Here is a 21,942-nt window from a genome sequence, read left to right as displayed (position 1 = left end):
GTGGTCCCGCCGCCGGATGACCGGTCGAGCGACGGAGCGTCAGACGACGAGCGGGCGAGCCGACGGCGTCACCGGCGCCGGCAGCGTGCTCGGGCGGCCCGTGAGGAACTCGTCGACCGCGGCAGCGCAGGCGCGCCCCTCCGCGATGGCCCACACGATGAGGCTCGCGCCCCGACCGGCGTCGCCGACCACGAACGTGCCCGGGCGTGAGGACTGCCACCCCGCGTCGCGCACGAGAGCACCGTCACGACCGACCTCGAGGCCCAGCTGCTCCACCATGGGCATCTTCTCGACGCCGGAGAAGCCCAGCGCGAGGAGCACCAGCTGCGCCGGCAGCTCGCGCTCGGACCCCTCGACCACGGTGTACGTGCGGTCGGGGTGGCGGACGACCTCGACCATGCGCAGCCCCGCCACGCCACCCTCGCCGTCGTCGACCAGCTCGGTGGTGGAGGCGGTGTAGACGCGCTCGCCGCCCTCCTCGTGGGCCGAGGAGGTGCGGAACACCAGCGGGTAGGTCGGCCAGGGCTGGTTGCCGGTGCGGTCCGGCGGCGGGGTCGGGCCGATCGCGAGCTGCGTCACCGACTTCGGGTTCTGCCGCAGCACGGTGCCGAGGCAGTCCGCGCCGGTGTCGCCGGCGCCGATGATGATGACGTCCTTGCCCTCAGCCGTCAGGCGCTTCTCGGCGGGCACGGAGTCGGGCACCGGCTGGCCCAGGGCCAGCTTGTTGCCCTGCGGCAGGAACTCCATGGCCTGGAGCACGCCGCGCAGGTCGCGCCCGGGCACGTCCAGCTCTCGCGGCTGCAGCGCCCCCACGGCCATCACGACGGCGTCGTACCGGTCGGCCAGGCGCGCGGCGTCGACGGCGCCGCCGACGTCCACCCCGGTGCGGAAGCGGGTGCCCTCCGCCTCCATCTGCTTGACGCGCCGGTCGATGTGGCGCTTCTCCATCTTGTACTCGGGCACGCCGTAGCGCATGAGCCCGCCCAGGGCGTCGTCACGCTCGTAGACGGCCACGGTGTGACCGGCGCGCGTGAGCTGCTGTGCGGCGGCCAGGCCCGCGGGGCCGGAACCGATGACGGCCACGGTCTTGCCCGTGAGGCGCTCGGGCGGCAGGGGCTGCACCCAGCCCTCGTCCCAGGCCCGCTCGATGATCGACTCCTCGACCAGCTTGATGGTCACCGGGTCCTGGTTGATCCCGAGCACGCACGCCGCCTCGCACGGGGCGGGGCACAGCTTGCCGGTGAACTCCGGGAAGTTGTTGGTGGCGTGCAGCTGCTCGATCGCCTCGCGGAAGTCACCGCGGCGCGTGAGGTCGTTCCACTCGGGGATGAGGTTCCCCAGCGGGCAGCCGTTGTGGCAGAAGGGGATGCCGCAGTCCATGCAGCGCCCCGCCTGGCGGCTGAGGACGGCCTGGTCGACGGGCTCGTAGACCTCGCGCCAGTCCTTGATGCGCACCGGCACCGGGCGGCGCGGGGCGTTCTCGCGGACGGGGGTGGTGAGGAACCCTCGGGGGTCAGCCACGGACGGCCTCCATGATCTGCTGCCAGACGTCGGCGCCGTCGGGGTCGTTCCCCTCGGCGATGGCGCGCTCGCGCAGCGCCGTGACGCGCGCGAAGTCGCGCGGGACGAGTGCGGTGAACCTGCCGAGGGCCTCGCCCGTCAGGGCGCTCCCCTCGAGCAGCGACGAGGCGACGGAGGAGCCGGTCTCCTCGACGTGGCGGGCCAGCAGCCGCGCGACGAGCTCGCGCTCGGCGTCGGTGCCCTCCGCCAGGGGGCGGGAGGTCAGCTCACCGCTGCGCAGAGCAGCGGCGTTCAGCTTCTCGGGCACGAGGTCGAGCACGTACGCCGTGCCGCCGGACATGCCTGCGCCGACGTTGCGGCCGGTCTCGCCGAGGACGACGACGACGCCTCCGGTCATGTACTCGCAGGCGTGGTCGCCCGTGCCCTCCACGACGATGGAGGCGCCGGAGTTGCGCACGGCGAACCGCTCGCCCACCCGGCCGGACAGGAACAGCTCACCGGAGGTCGCGCCGTAGCCGACGGTGTTGCCGGCGATGACGTTCTCCACGGCGCCGGCGCCGGCGAACGGCGCGGACTCGTGCGGCGTGACGACGACCCGGCCGCCGGACAGGCCCTTGCCCACGTAGTCGTTGGCGTCTCCCACGAGGCGCAGCGTGATGCCGGCCGGCAGGAACGCGCCGAAGGACTGGCCCGCAGACCCCACGAGCGTGAGGTCGATGGTCCCGTCCGGGGCGCCGTCAGGGCCGAAGCTCTTGGTGACCTCGTGGCCGAGCATCGTGCCGACGGTGCGGTTGACGTTGCGGATGGCGAAGGTGGCGCTCACCCGCTCGCCGCTGTCCAGCGCAGCCCGGCTGGCCGCGACGAGCTGGTGGTCGAGCGCCTTCTCCAGGCCGTGGTCCTGCACGGAGGTCTGGCGGCGGGCGGCGCCGTCGGCGACCTCCACGTCCGCCAGCACCGGGGACAGGTCCAGCCCGGACGCCTTCCAGTGCTCCACCGCACGGCGCACGTCGAGCGAGCCGACCTGGCCGACGGCCTCGTCGAGGCTGCGGAAGCCCAGCGCGGCGAGGTGCTCGCGCACCTCCTCGGCCAGGAACTCGAAGAACGTCACCACGAACTCCGGCTTGCCGGTGAAGCGCTCGCGCAGGACGGGGTTCTGGGTGGCCACGCCCACCGGGCAGGTGTCGAGCTGGCAGACGCGCATCATGATGCAGCCGCTGACCACGAGAGGTGCGGTGGAGAAGCCGTACTCCTCCGCGCCGAGCAGCGCCGCCACGACGACGTCGCGGCCGGTCTTGAGCTGACCGTCCACCTGCACGCTCACCCGGTCGCGCAGGCCGTTGAGCAGCAGCGTCTGCTGCGTCTCGGCCAGGCCGAGCTCCCAGGGGGCGCCCGTGTGCTTCAGCGAGGTGAGCGGTGCCGCACCGGTGCCGCCGTCGTGCCCGGAGATGAGGACGACGTCGGAGTGGGCCTTCGCCACGCCCGCCGCGACCGTGCCGACGCCGACCTCGGACACGAGCTTGGTGTGCACGCGCGCCGCGGGGTTGGCGTTCTTGAGGTCGTGGATGAGCTGGGCGAGGTCCTCGATGGAGTAGATGTCGTGGTGCGGCGGCGGCGAGATGAGGCCCACCCCCGGCGTCGCGTGACGGGTCTTCGCGATGTTCGGGTAGACCTTCGGGCCGGGCAGCTGGCCGCCCTCGCCCGGCTTCGCGCCCTGCGCCATCTTGATCTGCAGGTCGGTCGCGTGGGTGAGGTAGGCGCTGGTGACGCCGAACCGACCCGAGGCGATCTGCTTGATGGCGCTGCGGCGCTCCGGGTCGAGGAGGCGCTCGACGTCCTCGCCGCCCTCACCGGTGTTCGACTTGGCGCCGAGCTGGTTCATGGCGACGGCGAGGGTCTCGTGCGCCTCGGCGGAGATGGAGCCGTAGCTCATCGCCCCCGTGGAGAAGCGCTTGACGATCTCGCTGACCGGCTCGACCTCGTCGATCGGCACGGGCTGGCGACCGGTGGCGGCGGCGTCCCTGAACGTGAACAGGCCGCGCAGCGTCATGAGCCGCTCGGACTGGTCGTCGACGCGCTCGGTGTACTGCCGGAAGACGTCGTAGCGGCGCGAGCGGGTGGCGTGCTGGAGGCGGAACACCGTCTCCGGGTCGAACAGGTGCGGCTCCCCCTCGCGCTTCCACTGGTACTCGCCGCCCACGTCGAGGCGGCGGTGCGCCGGGGCAGCGCCCTCGACGGGGTAGGCGCGGGCGTGGCGGGCGGCCACCTCGGCCGCGATCACGTCGATGCCGACGCCGCCCAGCTGCGTGGTGGTACCGGTGAACCAGCGGTCCACCAGCTCCTGGGACAGGCCGATCGCCTCGAAGACCTGGGCGCCGCGGTAGGAGGCGACCGTGGAGATGCCCATCTTGGACATCACCTTGAGCACGCCCTTGCCGAGCGCGTAGATGAGCTTGCGGACCGCCTGCTGCGGGTCGGAGCCCTCGAGGAGCCCGTGGCGGCAGAGGTCCTCGACGGACTCCATGGCCAGGTACGGGTTGATGCAGGCCGCGCCGTAGCCGATGAGCAGCGCGACGTGGTGCACCTCGCGGACGTCTCCGGCCTCGACCACGAGGCCGACCTGCGTGCGGGTCTTCTCGCGGATGAGGTGGTGGTGGACGGCGCTGGTGAGCAGCAGCGACGGGATCGGCGCCCAGACGGCGTCGGAGTCGCGGTCGGACAGGAGCACGAAGCGCGCACCGTCGGCGATGGCGTCGGAGACCTCCGCGCAGATCTCGCGCAGGCGCCGCTCCAGCTCCTCGCCGCCCCCGGCCACGCGGTACAGCCCGCGCACGCGGTGGGTGGAGAAGCCCTCCAGCTCGCCGTCCGCGCCGATGTGGGTGATCTTGGCGAGCTCGTCGTTGTCGATCACCGGGAACGGCAGCCGCAGCTGGCGGCAGTGCGCCGGGGTCGCGTCGAGGGCGTTGGACTCCGGCCCCATCTCCACACCGAGGCTGGTGACGACCTCCTCGCGGATGGCGTCCAGCGGCGGGTTGGTGACCTGGGCGAAGAGCTGGGTGAAGTAGTCGAAGATCAGGCGCGGGCGCTCCGACAGGACGGCGATGGGCGTGTCCGTGCCCATGGAGCCCACGGGCTCGGCGCCGGCGGCGGCCATCGGCGCGAGGATCAGCCGCAGCTCCTCCTCGGTGTAGCCGAACGCCTGCTGGCGGCGGGTGACCGACGCGTGGGTGTGCAGGACGTGCTCGCGCTCGGGGAGGTCGCCGAGCTCGATGAGCCCCTCGGCCAGCCACTCCCGGTACGGGTGCTGGGCCGCGAGCTCACCCTTCACCTCGTCGTCCGGGATGATCCGGCCCGGCTCGGTGTCGGTGCCGACGTCGAGCAGGAGCATCCGGCCCGGCTGGAGCCGGCCCTTGCTCACCACGCGCTCGGGGGCGATGTCGAGCACGCCCACCTCGCTGGCCAGCACGACCAGCCCGTCCTCGGTGACCCAGTAGCGCGAGGGGCGCAGGCCGTTGCGGTCGAGCACCGCGCCGATGAGGCGGCCGTCGGTGAACGTCACCGCGGCAGGGCCGTCCCAGGGCTCCATGAAGCTGGCGTGGAAGGCGTAGAAGGCCCGCCGGGCCTCGTCCATCTGGGCGTGGTTCTCCCACGCCTCGGGGATCATCATGAGGACGGCGTGCGGCAGCGACCGCCCCGTGAGGTGCAGGAGCTCCAGCACCTCGTCGAAGGACGCCGAGTCGCTGGCGCCCGGGGTGCAGATGGGGAACAGGCGGGACAGGTCACCGTCGATGAGGGGGGTGGCCAGCTGGCTCTCGCGCGCCCGCATCCAGTTGCGGTTGCCTCGTACCGTGTTGATCTCGCCGTTGTGGGCGATGTAGCGGAACGGGTGCGCCAGCGGCCAGCTGGGGAAGGTGTTGGTGGAGAAGCGCGAGTGCACGATCGCCAGCTGCGTGGCCAGGCGGCGGTCGGACAGGTCCGGGAAGAACGGCTCGAGCTGCCCGGTGGTGAGCATGCCCTTGTAGACGAGGGTGCGGCTGCTCAGGGAGGCGAAGTACACGTCGAGCTCGCGCTCCGCGCGCTTGCGCAGCACGAAGGCGAGGCGGTCGAGCTCGATGCCGCTGACTCCCTGCTGCGACCCGTTGCCGGCCACCACGAGGTGGCGGAAGCGGGGCATGCAGGAGCGGGCGGTGTGGCCCACGAGCGATGCCGTCACGGGCACCTCGCGCCAGCCCACGACGCGCAGCCCCTCCTCGGCGGCGGTCGCGGCGATCTCAGCCTTGGCGATCGCCTCCTCGGCGTCGTCGTCGGGCAGGAACCCCAGGCCCACCGCGTACTGGCCGGCCGGGGGCAGCTCCACGCCCGGCGGCTCGGCCTGCTCGGCCCAGACCGCGCGCAGGAAGGCGTCGGGCACCTGCAGGAGGATGCCGGCGCCGTCGCCGCTGTCGACCTCGGCGCCGACGGCGCCGCGGTGGTCGAGGTTGCGCAGCGCGGTGAGCGCCTGCTCCACCACCTCGTGGGTGGCTCCCGACCGGAGGTTGGCCACGAAGGCCACGCCGCAGGCGTCCTTCTCCGCGGCGGGGTCGTACAGGCCCTGCGCACCGGGCTGCGCGGAGAAGCGCTGCAGTGCGCGGGAGGTGTCGCGCGTGGGGGCCATGGTGACCGTCCTCGGGGCTGGCCGGCGGGCAGAGCCCGCCGGGTGTGGTCTCGGGGCTGGCGGCAGTGCTGCTGCTGATCGACTGGTGGTGAGTGGCTCGTCGAGCGGGGACGGCGCTGGCCCGGCACGCTGACATGGACGATAGCACCGGCGGGGGACACCTCCGGTGCTCGCGATCGTGACTGCTATCTCACATCGCGAGACGCGACGTCCCGTCCACCGGACGGTTCTCCCTCGTCGACGCCACTGGCGCCGTCGGCGGTCACAGCGCCGCCCTTGCTGCGGACCGGCGCGGCGACGGCACCAGCCGGGTCGAGGTCCTCGCCAGCGGCGGCTGCCTGGGCGTCCCGGTACCCCGCGGAGCGAGCCGGCACGAGCACGGAGGGCTCGACGCCGGGGTGCCGGCGAGCGCTCACCACGAACGCCACGACGCCGGCCAGGCCGACGACGAGGCACGTCCAGATGTTGAGCCGGAGCCCGAGGACCTGCTCGGCCGGGTCGATGCGCAGCGCCTCGATCCAGACGCGCCCCAGCGTGTAGAGGACGACGTAGCCGAAGAAGACCCGGCCGTGGCCGAGCTTGAACCGGCGCTGGGCCCAGATGAGGACGACCGCCGCGGCGACGTTCCACAGCGCCTCGTACAGGAACGTCGGGTGGTAGGTGGCGACGTCCTCGTAACCGGGCTCGCGGTGCTCCGGGCTGATCTCCAGCGCCCAGGGCAGCGTGGTGGGCCGACCGTAGAGCTCCTGGTTGAACCAGTTGCCGAAGCGGCCCACGGCCTGCGCGACCAGCAGGCCCGGGGCGAGGGTGTCGGCGTAGGAGGAGAAGCGGGCGCCGACGGCGCGGCACCCGATCCAGGCGCCGACGGCACCCAGCGCGATGGCGCCCCAGATGCCCAGGCCGCCGTTCCAGATGTAGAAGGCCGCGACGGGGTCACCGCCCTGGCCGAAGTACGCCTCCGGCGAGGAGACCACGTGGTACAAGCGGCCGCCGACGATCCCGAAGGGGACCGCCCACAGGGCGATGTCGGCGATCTGGCCGGGCAGTCCACCGCGGGCGCGCCACCGGCGGTCCGTCAGCCACACCGCCAGCGCGATGCCGGCGAGGATGCAGAAGGCGTAGGCGCGCAGCGGCACGGGGCCGAGGTGCCACACCCCCTGGGACGGGCTGGGGATGTACGCCAGGACGTCCGCGGCCAGCACGGCGCTCACCACGCGGTCACCCGCGGGCGCCGGCGACGCCGGCGGCCAGGTCGCGCACGACGCGCTCCAGACCGGCGACGCCGTCGTCGGACAGCGCGCGCACGAGGGCGGAGCCCACGATCACCCCGTCGGCGTAGGCGCCGACCTCGGCGGCCTGCTCCCCCGTCGAGACTCCCAGGCCCACGCAGACCCGCTCGGCGCCGGCCCCGCGCGCGGCGGCGACGAGGCCCTCGGCGGCCGATCCGACCGAGGTCCGGGCACCGGTGACGCCCATGGTGGACGCGGCGTAGGTCCACCCGCGGCAAGCAGCGGCGGTGGAGGCCAGGCGTGCCGGCGTCGACGAGGGCGCGACCAGGAAGACGCGCTCCAGCCCGTGCTCGTCGCTGGCGGCGATCCAGTCCCCCGCCTCGTCGGGCACGAGGTCGGGGGTGATGAGACCGGCCCCACCGGCGGAGGCCAGGTCGCGGGCGAAGGCGGCGACGCCGTACCGCAGCACGGGCGCCCAGTAGCTCATGACGAGCACCGGGGCGCGCTCGCCGTCGGGGGCGGAGGCGAGCTGCTCCACCGACTCCAGCACGTGGCGGATGCGCGTGCCCCCGCGCAGCGCCGTCTCCGCGGCGGCCTGGATGACCGGCCCGTCCATGACGGGGTCGGAGTAGGGCAGCCCCAGCTCGATGACGTCGAGGCCCGCGGCCACGGAGGCCCGCAGGGCGTCGACGCAGCCGGCGCGGTCGGGGAAGCCGGCCGGCAGGTAGCCGACCAGGGCCGAGCGACCGGCGGCGCGGGCGGCGTCGAGCGCCGAGGCGCTGCTGAGGCCGGCCGGGACGGGCGCGGTGGTGTCAGCGCCGGCGCTCGCCGCGGGCAGGTCCGTGGTGCTCACCAGCCGTTCGCCTCCGTCTGCTCCACGGGCCCGCTGACCCGCTCCGCCTCGGAGGCCACGAGGTCGGCGTCGCTGACCAGCCCGAAGTACCGGGCGGCGGTGTCCACGTCCTTGTCACCCCGGCCGGACAGGTTGACGAGGACGACTCCCTCCGGGCCCAGCTCCCGGCCCGCGCGCAGGGCGCCGGCGAGGGCGTGGGCGCTCTCGATGGCGGGGATGATCCCCTCGGTGCGGCACAGCAGGCGGAACGCCTCCATGGCCTCGTCGTCGGTGACCGGCTCGTAGCGGGCGCGCCCGATCGAGGCCAGGTGGGCGTGCTCGGGCCCCACGCCGGGGTAGTCGAGCCCGGCGGAGATCGAGTGGCTGTCCAGGGTCTGGCCGTCCTCGTCCTGGAGGATCATCGAGCGGGCCCCGTGGAGCACGCCGGAGACGCCACCGGTGATGGACGCTGCGTGGCGGCCGGTCTCGACGCCGTCACCCGCGGCCTCCAGCCCGAGCAGCTGGACCTGCGGGTCGTCGAGGAACGCGTGGAAGATGCCGATGGCGTTGGAGCCACCGCCCACGCAGGCCGCCACGAGGTCGGGCAGGCGCCCGACGCGCTCGAGCACCTGGGCGCGGGCCTCCACGCCGATGGTGCGGTGGAAGTCGCGGACCATGGCCGGGAACGGGTGCGGGCCGGCCACCGTGCCGAGCACGTAGTGGGTGTCGTCGACGTGGGCGACCCAGTCGCGGAAGGCCTCGTTGAGGGCGTCCTTGAGGGTGGCGGTGCCGGTGCTGACCGGGACCACCTCGGCGCCCAGCAGGCGCATGCGGGCCACGTTGAGCGCCTGGCGGCGGGTGTCGACCTCGCCCATGTAGACCGTGCACTCAAGGCCCATGAGCGCCGCGGCGGTGGCGGTGGCCACGCCGTGCTGTCCCGCGCCGGTCTCGGCGATGACGCGCTTCTTGCCCATGCGGACCGTCAGCAGCGCCTGCCCGAGGACGTTGTTGATCTTGTGGGAGCCCGTGTGGTTGAGGTCCTCCCGCTTGAGCAGCACGCGCGCGCCGCCCGCGTGCTCCGCGAAGCGGGGCACCTCGGTGAGGATGCTCGGCCGGCCGGTGTACTCGCGCTGCAGCCGGTCGAGCTCGGCCGCGAAGGCCGGGTCGGCCGCGGCGCGGGAGTACTCCTCGTCGAGCTCGTCCAGCGCCGCGATGAGCGCCTCGGGCACGAAGCGCCCACCGAACTCGCCGAAGTACGGGCCGCGGTCGCCGACGCGCTCGAAGAGCAGCTGCTCCGGCGACGGGGTCGGCGACGCCGACACGGGGGCGCTCACGGCTTGCCGCTGCGCGAGACCGCGCGCAGCGACGGGTGGGAGCCGGCGGCGACCAGGTCGGCCACGGCCGTGCGGGGGTCGCGACCGGTGACCAGGGCCTCGCCCACGAGCACCGCGTCGGCGCCGGCGCGGGCGTGCTCGACCACGTCGTGCGCGGAGCGCACGCCGGACTCGGCGACGCTGACCACGGAGTCGGGGATGCGGTGCGCGCAGCGGGCGAAGGTGGTCGGGTCGACCTCGAGGGTCTTGAGGTTGCGGGCGTTGACGCCGATGAGCTTCGCCCCGGCGGCCACGGCGCGGTCGACCTCGTCCTCGTCGTGCGCCTCGACCAGCGCGCACATGCCGAGGGAGTGGATCCGCTCCACGAGGGAGACGAGCGCCTCCTGCTCGAGGGCGGCCACGATGAGGAGCACCAGGTCCGCACCGGCCGCGCGGGCCTCCCAGACCTGGTAGCTCGAGACCACGAAGTCCTTGCGGAGCACCGGCACGTCGACGGCGGCGCGCACCGCGCGCAGGTCGTCGAGGCTGCCACCGAAGCGGCGGCGCTCGGTCAGCACGCTGATGGCGCTGGCCCCTCCCGCCTCGTACTCCTTGGCCAGGGCCGCAGGGTCCTCGATGGGCGCCAGGGCGCCCTTGCTCGGGCTCGACCGCTTGACCTCGGCGATGACGGTCACCTGCCCGCGCTCGTCACCACCGGGCCGCAGCGCCTCCAGGGCGTTGCGCGCCGACGGCGCACGGCGCGCGGCTTCCTTCAGCTCGTCCAGCGACGTGGCGGCCTGGCGCTCGGCCAGGTCCTCCCGGACGCCGGCGAGGATGTCCTCCAGCACGCTCACAGGGCCAGGGTAGTCGTCGTCGGAGACACCTCCGTCCGCTCGCCCCCGGGGGCCCCGAGCAGGTGCTCGACCGGGTGCTCGAGGGAGCACTCGTCCGGGTGCTGATCGAGAGGCGCGCTGCCGCATGATCGCTACGGTTGCCGGGGAAGGCCGCCCGCCAGCGGCGCGCACCAGACGAGGAGGCCCCCGTGAGCACCCAGGACCCCTACGGCACGTCGGACCAGCCGCAGCGCACCGGATCGAGCCCCGCGTCGGGCTCGCAGCCGTCGTGGCAGCAGTCCGCCCCCTCCGGTCCGTCCGGTGAGGGCTACCCCGCCGGCCCCCAGCAGGGCGGCTACCAGCAGCCCGCTCCGTACACGGACGGGCCCGGCTCCCAGGGCGGCTACCCGGCTCACTCGGGCCAGGGCGGCTACGACCGGCCCGCGCCCAAGAACGGCATCGGGATCGCCGCGCTCATCCTCGGCATCCTCGCGATCATCACGGGCTTCTTCGTCATCGGCGGCCTGCTGGGCCTGGTGGCGATCGTGCTGGGCTTCATCGGCAGCGGACGCGCCAAGCGCGGCCTGGCCACCAACCGGGGCATGGCCATCACCGGGATCGTCCTGGGCGCCATCGGCATCGTCCTGACCGTGGCCGTGGTCGCCTTCGGCGCGTTCATCGGTTCGCAGGTGCAGGACTGCTCCCAGCTCGCCGCCTCGGGCGCGTCCGAGCAGCAGGTCCAGCAGTGCATCGCCGACCAGCTCGGCGTGGAGGCTCCCAGCAACTGACGACCCGCCCGGGACCGGCTTCGCCACCCCGGCAGCACGAGGGCCCGGTCACCAGGATCTCCCTGGTGACCGGGCCCTCGTGCTCGGGCGGGGTCGCGCGTCAGCGCACCGGGGTCGGCTTGCCGTGCTGCTGCGGGTGCTGCTTCTGGCCCTTGCCGGCGCGGCCGAGCGCCCAGCCGACGGGCAGCCCGAGCAGCATCACGACGATGCCCACCCAGAAGAGCCACACCATCGCCAGGACCATGGCGACGGAGGCGATGGCCGAGCCGAGCAGGCCCAGGCCGGCGCCGGTCCAGCCGGCGACGGAGTGGCCGTGGTCGATGTGCTCCTCGACCTCCTCGCGGCGGGCCTGCACGATCGGGTTGCTGTCGGCGTCGGTGCTCATCTCGCTCCTCGTGCTGCGGGCGGGTCCTGCGCCAGCTGGCTGCGGCTCCGGTCCGGGACGTCGACCGTCATTCTGCCCGGTCCTGCCGCGCAGCGGCGGACGACCCGTCGGCGCGCCCGCCGCCGGCGTCGGGGTCGGGACCGTCGGTGGGGTCCTCGCCCCTGCTGAGCCCGTCCCACAGGCCGGCGCGGCTCGGTGCGGCGGACCTTCGCGCGGCCGCGGCGCTGGGCGCCTCGAAGCGCTCCGAGCTGCCCCAGGAGCGCCCCGCCGCCAGGGCCAGCGCCCCGGAGGCAGCGACGCCCAGTGCGGGGAGCAGCGCCACCAGGGGCCACGCGGTGGTGCGGGCGCCGTCGACCTCGCCCACGCCCGTGGCCGCTCGCGCCGCGCTGACGGCCGCCCCGACGGGGTCGAGGAGCAGCGCGGCGGCGGCCGCCGCGGCGGACAGGCCCGCCAGCACCAGCAGGACGCCTGCGGCGGCGCGACCGGCACGGCGCAGCGTGGACAGCGCGAGGGAGCCGGCCACCGCCACGACACCCACCGCGGGCACGGCAGCCGCTGCCGCGCGACCGGTCACGGGAACGTCCGGGGCGCTGCCACCGGGTCCCACGGGCAGGGACGCCAGCACCCACGGCTGCGTGCTCACCGCCAGCAGGAGACCCCCGGCCACGAGGCCGAGCAGGACGACGGGCGCCCGGCCCCGCAGGCGCCGCCGACCCGAGCGCTGGCCCGACTGCTGGCCCGGTCGCTCGGGCCGCCCCCCGACGGGCCGCTGGGCCTCCTCAGGCACCGGACAGCGGCCTCAGCGCACCGGCGCGGGCGACGGCGGCGAGCACCGCGGCCGCCTTGGCGCGGGTCTCGGCCTCCTCGCTGGCCGGCACCGAGTCGGCCACCACGCCCGCGCCCGCCTGGACGCGGGCCACGCCGTCCCGCAGCACCGCGCTGCGGATGGTGATGGCCATGTCGAGGTCCCCCGCGACGTCGAAGTACCCGGCCGTCCCGCCGTACAGGCCGCGGCGCACCGGCTCGAGCTCGTCGATGAGGGCCAGCGCGCGCGGCTTCGGAGCCCCGGACAGCGTGCCCGCGGGGAAGGTCGACTGGAGGACGTCGAACGCCGTCCGCCCCTCGCGCACCTCCCCCGTGACGGTGCTGACCAGGTGCATGACGTGGCTGTAGCGCCACACCTCCATGAACTCGACCACCTCGACCGTGCCCGGCCGGCACACGCGGGCCAGGTCGTTGCGGGCGAGGTCGACGAGCATGAGGTGCTCGGCGCGCTCCTTGGCGTCCGCGAGGAGGTCGGCCGCGAGCGCCGTGTCCTGCTCGGGGGTGGCGCCGCGGGGGCGGGTGCCGGCGATGGGGTGGGTCATGGCCCGTCCGCCCTCGACCTTGACGAGGGACTCCGGGCTGGAGCCGACGACGTCGAACCGGCCGCCGTCCGGGTCCTCGAAGCGGAAGAGGTACATGTACGGGCTGGGGTTGGTGGCCCGCAGCGCCCGGTAGACGTCGAGGGCGTCGGCGGCGCAGTCGACCTCGAAGGTCTGCGAGGGCACCACCTGGAACACCTCGCCGTCGCGGATGGCGACCTTGGCGGCGTCGACGGCGGCCTCGTACTCCGCGGCGGTGGAGGTGCGGCGGGGCTGAGCGGCGGCGGCCTCGGCGGCGGCGGCCGGGTCGAGGGTGGAGACCGTGGAGGGCGCCGGCTCGGCCAGCCTGGCGGCCATCGCGTCGAGGCGGGCGACGGCGTCGGCCCAGGCCTCGTCGACGCGCTCGTCGGTGCCGTCGAGGTTGACGGCGTTGGCGACGAGCAGCACGGAGGAGTCGGCGTGGTCGACCACGGCGAGGTCGGTGGCCAGGCACAGGGCCAGCTCGGGCGGCTCGGTGCCCTGCGCGCGGGGGGGGCTGGGGAGCTTCTCCCAGCGGCGCACGACGTCCCAGCCGAGCACGCCGACCAGTCCGCCCGTCAGGGGCGGCAGGCCGGGCAGGCGGGGCGTGCGCAGGGCGGCGAGGGTCTCGCGGACGGCGACGAGCGGGTCGCCGTCCAGCGGGACGCCGGCCGGCGGGGTCCCGAGCCAGCGGGCCTGCCCGCCGGACTCCGTGAGGACGGCGGCGGAGCGGGCGCCGACGATGGAGTAGCGGGACCAGACGCCGCCGTGGTCGGCGGACTCCAGCAGGAAGGTGCCGGTCTGCTCGCCGGCGAGCTTGCGGTAGACCCCGACGGGCGTCTCGGCGTCGGCCAGCAGGCGGCGGACGACGGGGATGACGCGCCGGTCGCGAGCGAGCTGGCGGAACGTCGGCAGGTCGGGCCAGGTGGCGCCGATCGTCAGGTCGGGTGCGGGCGCAGCGGCGGGCTCGTCGGCGGTGGCGCTCGTCGTCGTCGGGCTCTCAGCGGTGGTCACGAGGTCGGCTCCTCGGTGAGCAGGGGGCGGGCGTCGAAGCAGGTGCGGTCCCCGGTGTGGCACGCGCCGCCGCTCTGGTCGACGGTGACGAGCACGGCGTCTCCGTCGCAGTCGAGGCTCACGCTGCGCACGCGCTGGACGGCTCCGGAGGTGTCGCCCTTGCGCCAGTACTCGGAGCGGCTGCGGCTCCAGAACCAGCTGCGGCCGGTCGTGAGGGTGCGGTGGAGCGCCTCGTCGTCCATCCAGCCGACCATGAGCACCTCGCGGGTGTCGTGGGCCTGGACGACGGCGGCCACGAGGCCGGCGGCGTCGCGCTTCAGCTGGGAGGCGACGGCGGGGTCGAGCGGGGAGCCGGTGGTCTCACCGGTGGTGGCGCTGCTCACGCGGGTCATCATCCCAGCCGGCGTGGCAGCCCGGTCCGCACCGGAGCGCGGACCAGCGGGCCGGGTGCGCGCGGCGGTGCCAGGGTGGCCGGGTGAGCGAGCAGCAGGAGATGCCGACGGCCCGTCCGAACGCCGCGCTGACGGCGGACGTCGTGGCGCTGCACCGCTGGGGCGGGGTGGACAGGGTGCTGCTGGTGCGGCGCGGGTCGGAGCCCTTCGCGGGGCGGTGGGCGCTGCCCGGCGGGTTCGTGGACGCGCACGAGGATCCGCAGGTCGCCGCCCTGCGGGAGCTGGCGGAGGAGACGGGGCTGGACCTCGCCGGCGTCGCGCTGCGGGAGCTGGGCGTGTACGGGGCGCCCGGGCGCGACCCGCGCGGGCGCGTGGTCAGCAGCGCGTGGTGGGTGCGCCTGCCCGAGGGCAGCGCACCGGAGGAGGTGGCCGGCGGGGACGACGCCGCCGAGGCGTCCTGGGTGCCCGTGGCCGAGGTGCTGGGCGACGCAGCTGCCGAGGGCGACGACGGCGGGCGCGGCGGCGAGCGGCTGGCCTTCGACCACGGGAGCGTCCTGCGGGACGCCCTGGCGCGCGACGCCGCAGCGTCTCCCGCGCGCGCGATCGCCGTGCGCTTCGACCTGCCGGACGCAGCGGCCCTCGCGGCGTTCGACGAGCTGGTGGCGGACGTGCTGCCGGGGTTCGCCGCCGACGAGCCGGGGACGCTCACCTACGTGGTGCACGCGGTGGAGGGCGAGCCGCTGGCCCGGGTCTTCTTCGAGGAGTACGCCGAGGGCGGGCACGCCGCCCACGAGGCCCGGCCGGCCACGGCGGCGTTCCTGGACCGGGTGCGCGAGCTGACCGGCGGCGCCATCCGGGCCGAGCTGCTCGTGCCGGTCGGTGCCGTGCGTCCGTGAGGTCGGCGCGCCACCGCGGAGACCGGGGTGGCGTGTTCGGGTGGGACTGACTCGAAGTGGTGTTAGTGTCTCGCTGACCTGAAGCCGTCAGCGAGGAGGAGCGCGTGAGCGCGTCGCTCGACCTCGCCGTCTCCACGGTGATCCTGGCGCTGCTGCCGGGCACCAGCGCCGGCTGCGGTGACGAGACGCCCCAGCTGCACCTCCCCCTCGTCCGGCGCACCTGTGAGCCCTTCGACGGGCGGTGGGCGCTGCCCGGCGGGTGGGTCACCCCGGACGAGCGGCTCAGCTCCGCGGCCCGCCGCACCCTGGCCGAGACCACGGGGCTGCGCCCCAGCTACATCGAGCAGCTCTACACGTTCGGTGCCCCGCACCGCTCCCCCACGGGACGCGTGGTGTCGGTGGTCTACACCGCCCTGGTCCGCGCCCCCGAGGCCGCCGCGGTGGAGGTGGGCCAGAACGTGCGCTGGGCCCCCGCCGACCGGCTGCCGGAGACCGTCGGCGAGCTCGCCTTCGACCACGCCGAGATCGTCGACTACGCGCTGTGGCGGCTGCGGACCAAGGTCGGCTACGCCGCCATCGCCCAGCACTTCCTCGGTGAGACGTTCACCCTCGCCGAGCTGCGCGGGGTGCACGAAGCGGTGCTCGGCAAGAGCCTCGACCCCGCCAACTTCCGCCGCAGCGTGGCCGCCTCCGGAGCCGTGGAGGCCACCGACGAGGTCCGCGCCGGCGCCGCCCACCGCCCCGCCCGCCTCTACCGCGCCGTGCTGCCCCCCGGAGGGGCGACCGGCGGCTACCCGCCCTGGCAGTCACGTCCCGAGCTCGGCTGAACCCACCCAGTCCGGAGGAACAGAAGACATGGTCTCCGTCGCCGTCACCCTCGGCCGCTCCGCGCCCGCCGGCGCTCCCGGCGCCAGCAGCGCATCCGTGAGCTCCTGCGACGCCCGGCTCGCCGGCGAGCCGTTCGCCCTGGACGCGATGCCCGGCCTGCCCGCGCCCGCCCCGGAGTACGGCCCGGGCGCCTCGGTGGTCGACACCGCACCCGCGCACACGCCGGTGCAGCAGCAGATCCCCGAGCGCTACCGGCGCATGCAGGCCGACGAGGTCCACGCCCGCGTCCGCGCCGCCAAGGCCGAGCTCGGCAGCTCCGTCGTGGTCCTGGGGCACCACTACCAGCGCGACGAGGTCATCGAGCACGCCGACGTCACCGGAGACTCCTTCCTCCTGGCGCGGCGCAGCCTGGAGCGGCCGGAGGCGAAGTACGTCGTCTTCTGCGGCGTGCACTTCATGGCCGAGACCGCCGACCTGCTCACCCGGCTCGACCAGGCCGTGGTGCTGCCCAACCTGGCCGCGGGCTGCTCCATGGCCGACATGGCCGACCTCGACTCCGTGCAGGACTGCTGGGACCAGCTCGAGGCCGCGATCGGCCGCCCCCTCGACGTGCCCGGCGAGGACGGCCTGGTCGAGGTCGTGCCCGTCACCTACATGAACTCCTCCGCGGCGATCAAGGCGTTCTGCGGGGAGCACGGCGGCATCGTCTGCACCTCCTCCAACGCGACCGCGGTGCTCACCTGGGCGTTCGCCCGCGGCCGCCGGGTGCTCTTCGTGCCCGACCAGCACCTGGGCCGCAACACCGCGAAGGCCATGGGCGTGCCGGCCGACCTCATGCCCCTGTGGGACCCCCGCAAGCCGATGGGCGGCAACAGCGTCCAGGCCCTCGTGGACTCCCGCGTGCTGCTGTGGCGCGGCTGGTGCTCGGTGCACCAGCGCTTCACCACCGCGCAGATCGACGCCGCCCGCGCCGCCGACCCGTCCGTGCAGGTGGTCGTGCACCCCGAGTGCCCGCAGGCCGTGGTCGACGCCGCGGACCAGGCCGGCTCCACCGAGTTCATCATCAAGGCGGTGGAGGCGGCCCCGGCCGGGTCCTCGCTGGCCATCGGCACCGAGATCAACCTCGTGCGGCGCCTCGCCGACGCCCACCCCGACAAGACCATCACCTGCCTGGACCCGGTGATCTGCCCCTGCTCGACGATGTACCGGATCCACCCCGGCTACCTCGCGTGGGTGCTGGAGTCGCTCGCTGAGCGAGAGCGAGGGAGGTCCGCCGGGATTCCCGAGGCCGAGCTGGGCCCGGTCGTGAACCGCGTCGTGGTCGACGACGAGTCCGCCGCCCACGCGCGCACCGCGCTGGAGCGCATGCTGGCGGTGGTCCCGTGACCAGCCCGACGGTGACGCCCGAGCCCACGGCGCTGGACGAGCAGCGGCTCGACGTCGACGTGCTCGTCGTCGGGTCGGGCATCGCCGGGCTGACGACGGCGCTCGAGGTGCTGCGCCTGGCGCCCGGCGCTCGCGTGGCCGTGGCGACCAAGGCGTCGCTCGGCGACGGCGCGACGAGCTGGGCGCAGGGCGGCATCGCCGCGGTGCTCGCCGACGACCAGCCGGTCGGCGCTGATGCGGTCTCCCTCCACGTGGCCGACACGCTCGCCGCGGGCGACGGCCTGTGCGCTCCCGACGCCGTCACCGTGCTGTGCGGCGCCGGCGCGGACGCCGTCACCGCCCTGGAGCGGTACGGGCTGGTGCTCGACCGCCGCGCCGACGGCACCCGCGCCCGGGGCCTGGAGGCCGCGCACTCGCGACCCCGGATCGTCCACGCGGGCGGGGACACCACGGGCGCCCACGTCGCGGCCGCGCTCGGCGCCGCGGTGCGCGCCTCGCGCGCCGCGCTGCTGGAGCGGACGGCGCTGGTGGCGCTGACCACCGCGGCGGGCCCGGGCACGGCCGTGACCGGCGCCCGGTTGCGCGGCCCCGGCGGCGAGGACGTGCTGGTCGGCACTCGCGCCGTCGTCCTCGCCACCGGCGGGCACGCGCAGGTGTACGCGCACACCACCACGCCAGCCGTCGCCACCGGAGACGGCCTCGCCGCCGCCGTCCGCGCCGGGGCGGTGGCCCGCGACGTCGAGATGGTCCAGTTCCACCCCACCGCCGGCGCGGGCCGCGACGGCCGGACCTTCCTCGTCTCCGAGGCCGTGCGCGGCGAGGGCGCGGTGCTGCTCGACGCCACCGGGCGGCGGTTCTGCGACGAGCTGGCCCCCCGCGACGTGGTCGCCCGCGCCTGCGCCGCCGCCATGGCCGCCCAGGGCGGCACGCCCGTCCTGCTCGACGCGAGGGGCGTCGACGGGCTGCGGACGCGGTTCCCCGGCATCGACGCCCTGACGCGCGCCGCCGGGCTGGACTGGACCCGCGAGCCCGTGCCGGTGACGCCCGCCGCGCACTACGCCATGGGCGGTGTGCTCACCGACCTCGACGGGCGCTCCACGCTGCCGGGCCTGTGGGCGGTCGGCGAGGTCGCCTCGACCGGCGTGCACGGCGCCAACCGCCTGGCCTCGAACTCGCTGCTGGAGGGCGCGGTCTTCGGGGCGCGCGCGGCAGCCTCGATCGTCGCCGGGGCGACCGGGGCTGCGGACGCGCCGGCCGCCGCTGCGGTCGACGCCGACGAGGTGCTCCTCGACGTCGACCTGCCGGCGGGGACCCTGCCGCGCGAGGAGCTGCAGGAGCACGTCTGGGAGCACGCCGGGCTGCTGCGCGACCGCGCTGGCCTGGAGCTGCTGACCAAGACCCTCGCCGGCGCTGCGGCACCCGGCGAGCGCACCGACGGGGAGGACCTGACGACCCCGGAGGCACCCGGAGACCTTCCCGGCTCGGCCGCGCCTCCCGGTCGGCGCGGTGTCGCCTCGGTCGCGGCGCTCGAGGACCGCGCGCTCACCGACGTCGCCGCCCTGCTCGCCGCCGGTGCGCTGGCCCGCGAGGAGAGCCGCGGCGCGCACGCCCGCTCCGACCACCCCGGGCGGCGCGACCCCGCGCGGCACGTGCTGCTGCGCGCCACCACCGGAGGTGCCGCGTGACGGGGTCGGTCGCAGGCGCGCTGGCCGACGTCGTCACCCGCGCCCTCGCCGAGGACGCTCCCTGGGGCGACCTGACCAGCGAGTCGCTGCTCGCGGACCGTCCCGGCGGCCTGGTGACCACGACCGCCGTGCTGCGCGCCCGCCAGGAGGGCGTGCTCGCCGGCCTGGGGGCGTTCGCCGAGGCCCTGTCCCAGGCGTCGCGCCTGGTGGACGCCCCGCACGACGGGCCTGGGGCCGTCGTCGTCGAGCTCCTCGCCTCCGACGGCGACCGCATCGCCCCGGAGCAGGTGCTCGCCCGCGCGGAGGGCAGCGCGCTGGCCGTGCTGCGCGCCGAGCGCATCGCGCTGAACCTCGTGCAGCACCTGTCGGGGATCGCGACGGCCACGGCCGAGCACGTGGAGCTGGTCGCGGCCGCCGGCGCGGCCGCCCGCGTCGCCGACACCCGCAAGACCACCCCGGGCCTGCGGGCGCTGGAGCGCCACGCCGTCCGGTGCGGCGGCGGGTCGAACCACCGGTGGTCGCTGTCCGACGCGGTGCTGGTCAAGGACAACCACCTCGCACTGGTCGGCGGTGACGTCACCACGGCGCTCGCCGCCGTGCGCGCGCGGGTGCCGCACACCACCTTCGTCGAGGTGGAGGTCGACAGGCTGGACCAGCTGCCCGCGGTGCTCGCCGCCGGCGTGGACGGGGTGCTGCTCGACAACTTCTCCCTGGACGACCTGCGCACGGGCGTGGCCGCGGTGCGCGAGCACGAGCGGGCCCACGGCGGGCGGGTGCTCGTCGAGGCCAGCGGCGGCGTGCGGCGCGAGACCATCGGCGCCATCGCGGCGACCGGGGTCGACCTCGTGTCGGTGGGCGGTCTCACGCAGGCGTCGGCCGCGCTCGACGTCGGGCTCGACGTCGGCGCCGACGCCGAGGTGGCCCCGGTCCGCACCCGCACGGGCTGACGCGGACGGCCAGGACGACGCAGGTGACGCACTACCTCGACCACGCCGCCACCTCCCCACCCACGCGGGAGGTGCTCGAGGCCGTCTGGCCGTACCTCGTGCAGGTGACCGCCAACCCGGCGTCCGTGCACACCCCGGGCCAGCAGGCGAAGGAGGGGCTGGAGCGCGCGCGGGCGACCGCGGCCTCGGCCCTCGGGTGCCGGCCGGGAGAGGTGGTCCTCACGTCCGGCGGGACGGAGTCCGACGGGCTCGCCGTGCTCGGGATCGCCCCCGCGGTGGTGGCGGCGCGCGGGCGCGAGCGGCACCTCGTGACCACCGCCGTCGAGCACTCCGCCGTGCTCGAGCCGGCGCGCGAGCTGGAGCGGCGCGGGTGGCGCGTCGACGTCGTCGGGGTCGACGGCGAGGGCCGCGTCGACCTGCCCGCCCTGTCCGAGCTGGTCACCGAGCGCACCGCGCTGGTGTCGGTCATGCACGCGAACAACGAGGTCGGCACGGTGCAGCCGCTGGCCGGGGTCTCGCAGCTGTGCGCGGAGCGCGGGGTGGCGCTGCACGTCGACGCCGTCCAGAGCGCCGGGGTGCTGGACCTGCGCGACCTCTGGTCCCTGGGTGCCCCGGCCGGCGGGGTGGCGGCGGTGAGCGTCTCGGCGCACAAGCTGGGCGGGCTGCGCGGGTCGGGCCTGCTGGCGGTGCGGTCCGGCACACCGCTGGAGCCGGTGGCCCTCGGCGGCGGCCAGGAGCGGGGACGGCGCTCGGGCACGGTGGACGTGGCCTCCGCCGTGGGCCTGGCGACGGCGCTGTCCGCCGCCGCCGCGCGGCGCGAGCACGAGGTGGCGCGGCTGGCGGGGCTGCGCGACCGGCTGGTGGCCGGGGTGCTGGAGGTGGGGTCGCAGGCGGGCGTCACCGTGCGGCTGACCGGCGCCGCACCGGGCCCGGAGCGGCTGCCCGGGCACGCGTCGTTCGTGCTGCCGGGCCTGTCCGGCGAGGTGGTGCTGGCGGAGCTCGACCTGGCGGGCGTGGCGTGCTCGTCGGGGTCGGCGTGCTCCGCGGACAGCGACGACGCCTCCCACGTGCTCCTCGCGATGGGGCTGTCCGACGACGCCGCGCGCACCTCGGTCCGTGCCACGCTCGGCTGGAGCTCCACCGACGCCGACGTCGACGCGCTCCTCGACGCCCTGCCCACGGCCCTGACACGATCGCGGTTGTGAGCTCCGGTCCTCCTCCCCGCGGTCCCGTCGTGCCCGCGGTCGCCCTGGGCGTGCTGGCCCTGGTCATCGCGCTCGTGCTGGTCGTCGCAGTGCTCGCCCCCGGCGTCGGCTACCTCGTCGTCGGCGTGACCCTGCCGCTGCGGCTGCTGGGCCTGCTCGCGGGACTGGTCGCCATCGTCTTCGGCGTGGTGGTGCTGCGAGCGGCGAGCCGGGGTGCCGGTGGTCGCGGCACCGGCGTCACCGCGCTGGCGCTGGGGCTGCTCGCCGTGGTGGGGGTGGTGGTGGCGGTCCCCGTGGTGGTGGGGTCCGAGGCACGCGCCTTCCAGCAGCGCCAGCAGGCCGCAGCGAGCGCCGGCCCGGACCGGCCGGCGGAGCAGGACGTCAGGGTGGACCGCTGCGCGCCGGTGCCGAGCGGCTACGCCGCCTACCTGTCCATCACCAACTCCACCGACACCCGCGTGCGGTACGACGTGACGGTGGAGGTGCTCGACGGCTCGGGGGCCTCGCGCGGCTTCCTGGTGTCGGCAGACCAGAGCGGCGTCGACCCCGGTGCGACGGCCCAGCAGGTGGTGGAGGGGTCTGTCGGCCTCGGGACGGACGGCAGCTGCCGGGTCTTCTCCGCATCACGCGGACCTGCCTGACATCAGACCGGGTG

The 21,942-nt window shown here is 75.4% G+C and carries 18 protein-coding genes; 8 read left to right on the top strand and 10 right to left on the bottom strand.

Annotated features, from left to right (window positions below; all coding sequences use genetic code 11):
- Window positions 1-39 precede the first annotated feature (39 nt).
- From FMM08_RS04450 to trpC, 6 genes are all read right to left on the bottom strand, one after another.
- Complete coding sequence (locus FMM08_RS04450; protein ID WP_147925132.1) at window positions 40-1,521, bottom strand: glutamate synthase subunit beta; 1,482 nt, start codon at window positions 1,519-1,521, stop codon at window positions 40-42.
- Window positions 1,514-6,172, bottom strand: a complete 4,659-nt coding sequence (gltB, locus tag FMM08_RS04445) for a glutamate synthase large subunit (protein WP_147925131.1) — start codon at window positions 6,170-6,172, stop codon at window positions 1,514-1,516. The genes FMM08_RS04450 and gltB overlap by 8 nt, the downstream gene beginning before the upstream one ends.
- A 185-nt stretch (window positions 6,173-6,357) precedes the next feature.
- A complete protein-coding gene (gene lgt, locus FMM08_RS04440; RefSeq protein ID WP_147925314.1) occupies window positions 6,358-7,383 on the bottom strand; it encodes a prolipoprotein diacylglyceryl transferase in 1,026 nt (341 codons plus the stop codon).
- 7 nt (window positions 7,384-7,390) lie between these two features.
- The gene (gene trpA / locus FMM08_RS04435) at window positions 7,391-8,254 is read right to left on the bottom strand and encodes a tryptophan synthase subunit alpha (protein WP_255472035.1); all 864 of its coding nucleotides are present in this window, start codon (window positions 8,252-8,254) and stop codon (window positions 7,391-7,393) included.
- Window positions 8,251-9,522, bottom strand: coding sequence for a tryptophan synthase subunit beta (gene trpB / locus FMM08_RS04430; RefSeq protein ID WP_147925312.1), 1,272 nt, complete (start codon window positions 9,520-9,522; stop codon window positions 8,251-8,253). The genes trpA and trpB overlap by 4 nt, the downstream gene beginning before the upstream one ends.
- Before the next feature lie 41 nt (window positions 9,523-9,563).
- Window positions 9,564-10,400: an indole-3-glycerol phosphate synthase TrpC gene (gene trpC / locus FMM08_RS04425; RefSeq protein WP_147925130.1), complete on the bottom strand. Its 837-nt coding sequence runs from the start codon at window positions 10,398-10,400 to the stop codon at window positions 9,564-9,566.
- 188 nt (window positions 10,401-10,588) lie between these two features.
- On the opposite strand from trpC, the gene FMM08_RS04420 reads away from it, so the two are divergent.
- Entirely contained in the window at window positions 10,589-11,167 is a 579-nt protein-coding gene (locus FMM08_RS04420; RefSeq protein WP_147925129.1) for a DUF4190 domain-containing protein, read from the top strand.
- 100 nt (window positions 11,168-11,267) lie between these two features.
- Here the strand turns inward: FMM08_RS04420 and FMM08_RS04415 are convergent, their stop codons facing one another.
- The 4 genes from FMM08_RS04415 to hisI all read right to left on the bottom strand — a co-directional run bounded on the left by FMM08_RS04415 (window position 11,268) and on the right by hisI (window position 14,340).
- Entirely contained in the window at window positions 11,268-11,552 is a 285-nt protein-coding gene (locus FMM08_RS04415; RefSeq protein WP_147925128.1) for an HGxxPAAW family protein, read from the bottom strand.
- A 67-nt stretch (window positions 11,553-11,619) separates the two neighbouring features.
- Complete coding sequence (locus FMM08_RS04410; protein ID WP_147925127.1) at window positions 11,620-12,339, bottom strand: Trp biosynthesis-associated membrane protein; 720 nt, start codon at window positions 12,337-12,339, stop codon at window positions 11,620-11,622.
- The gene (locus FMM08_RS04405; RefSeq protein ID WP_222710439.1) at window positions 12,332-13,876 is read right to left on the bottom strand and encodes an anthranilate synthase component I; all 1,545 of its coding nucleotides are present in this window, start codon (window positions 13,874-13,876) and stop codon (window positions 12,332-12,334) included. The genes FMM08_RS04410 and FMM08_RS04405 overlap by 8 nt, the downstream gene beginning before the upstream one ends.
- A 68-nt stretch (window positions 13,877-13,944) precedes the next feature.
- Complete coding sequence (gene hisI, locus FMM08_RS04400; RefSeq protein WP_147925125.1) at window positions 13,945-14,340, bottom strand: phosphoribosyl-AMP cyclohydrolase; 396 nt, start codon at window positions 14,338-14,340, stop codon at window positions 13,945-13,947.
- Window positions 14,341-14,423: 83 nt separating this feature from the next.
- Here hisI and FMM08_RS22840 point away from each other — a divergent pair, with 83 nt between their 5' ends.
- The 7 genes from FMM08_RS22840 (at window position 14,424) to FMM08_RS04365 (ending at window position 21,928) form a co-directional block, all read left to right on the top strand.
- Window positions 14,424-15,236: an NUDIX domain-containing protein gene (locus FMM08_RS22840; protein ID WP_222710396.1), complete on the top strand. Its 813-nt coding sequence runs from the start codon at window positions 14,424-14,426 to the stop codon at window positions 15,234-15,236.
- A 104-nt stretch (window positions 15,237-15,340) separates the two neighbouring features.
- On the top strand, window positions 15,341-16,063 hold the full coding sequence (locus tag FMM08_RS04390) for an NUDIX hydrolase (RefSeq protein ID WP_147925124.1): 723 nt from the start codon (window positions 15,341-15,343) through the stop codon (window positions 16,061-16,063).
- A gap of 28 nt (window positions 16,064-16,091) precedes the next feature.
- Complete coding sequence (nadA, locus tag FMM08_RS04385) at window positions 16,092-17,450, top strand: quinolinate synthase NadA (protein ID WP_147925123.1); 1,359 nt, start codon at window positions 16,092-16,094, stop codon at window positions 17,448-17,450.
- On the top strand, window positions 17,447-19,135 hold the full coding sequence (gene nadB / locus FMM08_RS04380) for an L-aspartate oxidase (RefSeq protein ID WP_222710395.1): 1,689 nt from the start codon (window positions 17,447-17,449) through the stop codon (window positions 19,133-19,135). The genes nadA and nadB overlap by 4 nt, the downstream gene beginning before the upstream one ends.
- Entirely contained in the window at window positions 19,132-20,082 is a 951-nt protein-coding gene (gene nadC / locus FMM08_RS04375; RefSeq protein ID WP_147925122.1) for a carboxylating nicotinate-nucleotide diphosphorylase, read from the top strand. The genes nadB and nadC overlap by 4 nt, the downstream gene beginning before the upstream one ends.
- 23 nt (window positions 20,083-20,105) lie before the next feature.
- Complete coding sequence (locus FMM08_RS04370) at window positions 20,106-21,287, top strand: cysteine desulfurase family protein (RefSeq protein ID WP_147925121.1); 1,182 nt, start codon at window positions 20,106-20,108, stop codon at window positions 21,285-21,287.
- On the top strand, window positions 21,284-21,928 hold the full coding sequence (locus FMM08_RS04365) for a hypothetical protein (RefSeq protein ID WP_147925120.1): 645 nt from the start codon (window positions 21,284-21,286) through the stop codon (window positions 21,926-21,928). The genes FMM08_RS04370 and FMM08_RS04365 overlap by 4 nt, the downstream gene beginning before the upstream one ends.
- Window positions 21,929-21,942: the final 14 nt, after the last annotated feature.

It is taken from the genome of Quadrisphaera setariae (assembly GCF_008041935.1).
Lineage (GTDB): Bacteria > Actinomycetota > Actinomycetes > Actinomycetales > Quadrisphaeraceae > Quadrisphaera > Quadrisphaera setariae.
Note: the sequence above shows the minus strand (reverse complement) of the source record. Positions and strands in the feature narration are given on the sequence as shown.

Excerpts from the sequence above, each read along its gene's own strand:
- gltB (WP_147925131.1), bottom strand. The coding sequence starts at position 6,172 with ATGGCCCCCACGCGCGACACCTCCCGCGCACTGCAGCGCTTCTCCGCG.
- FMM08_RS04415 (WP_147925128.1), bottom strand. The coding sequence starts at position 11,552 with ATGAGCACCGACGCCGACAGCAACCCGATCGTGCAGGCCCGCCGCGAG.
- nadA (WP_147925123.1), top strand. The coding sequence starts at position 16,092 with ATGGTCTCCGTCGCCGTCACCCTCGGCCGCTCCGCGCCCGCCGGCGCT.
- hisI (WP_147925125.1), bottom strand. The coding sequence starts at position 14,340 with ATGACCCGCGTGAGCAGCGCCACCACCGGTGAGACCACCGGCTCCCCG.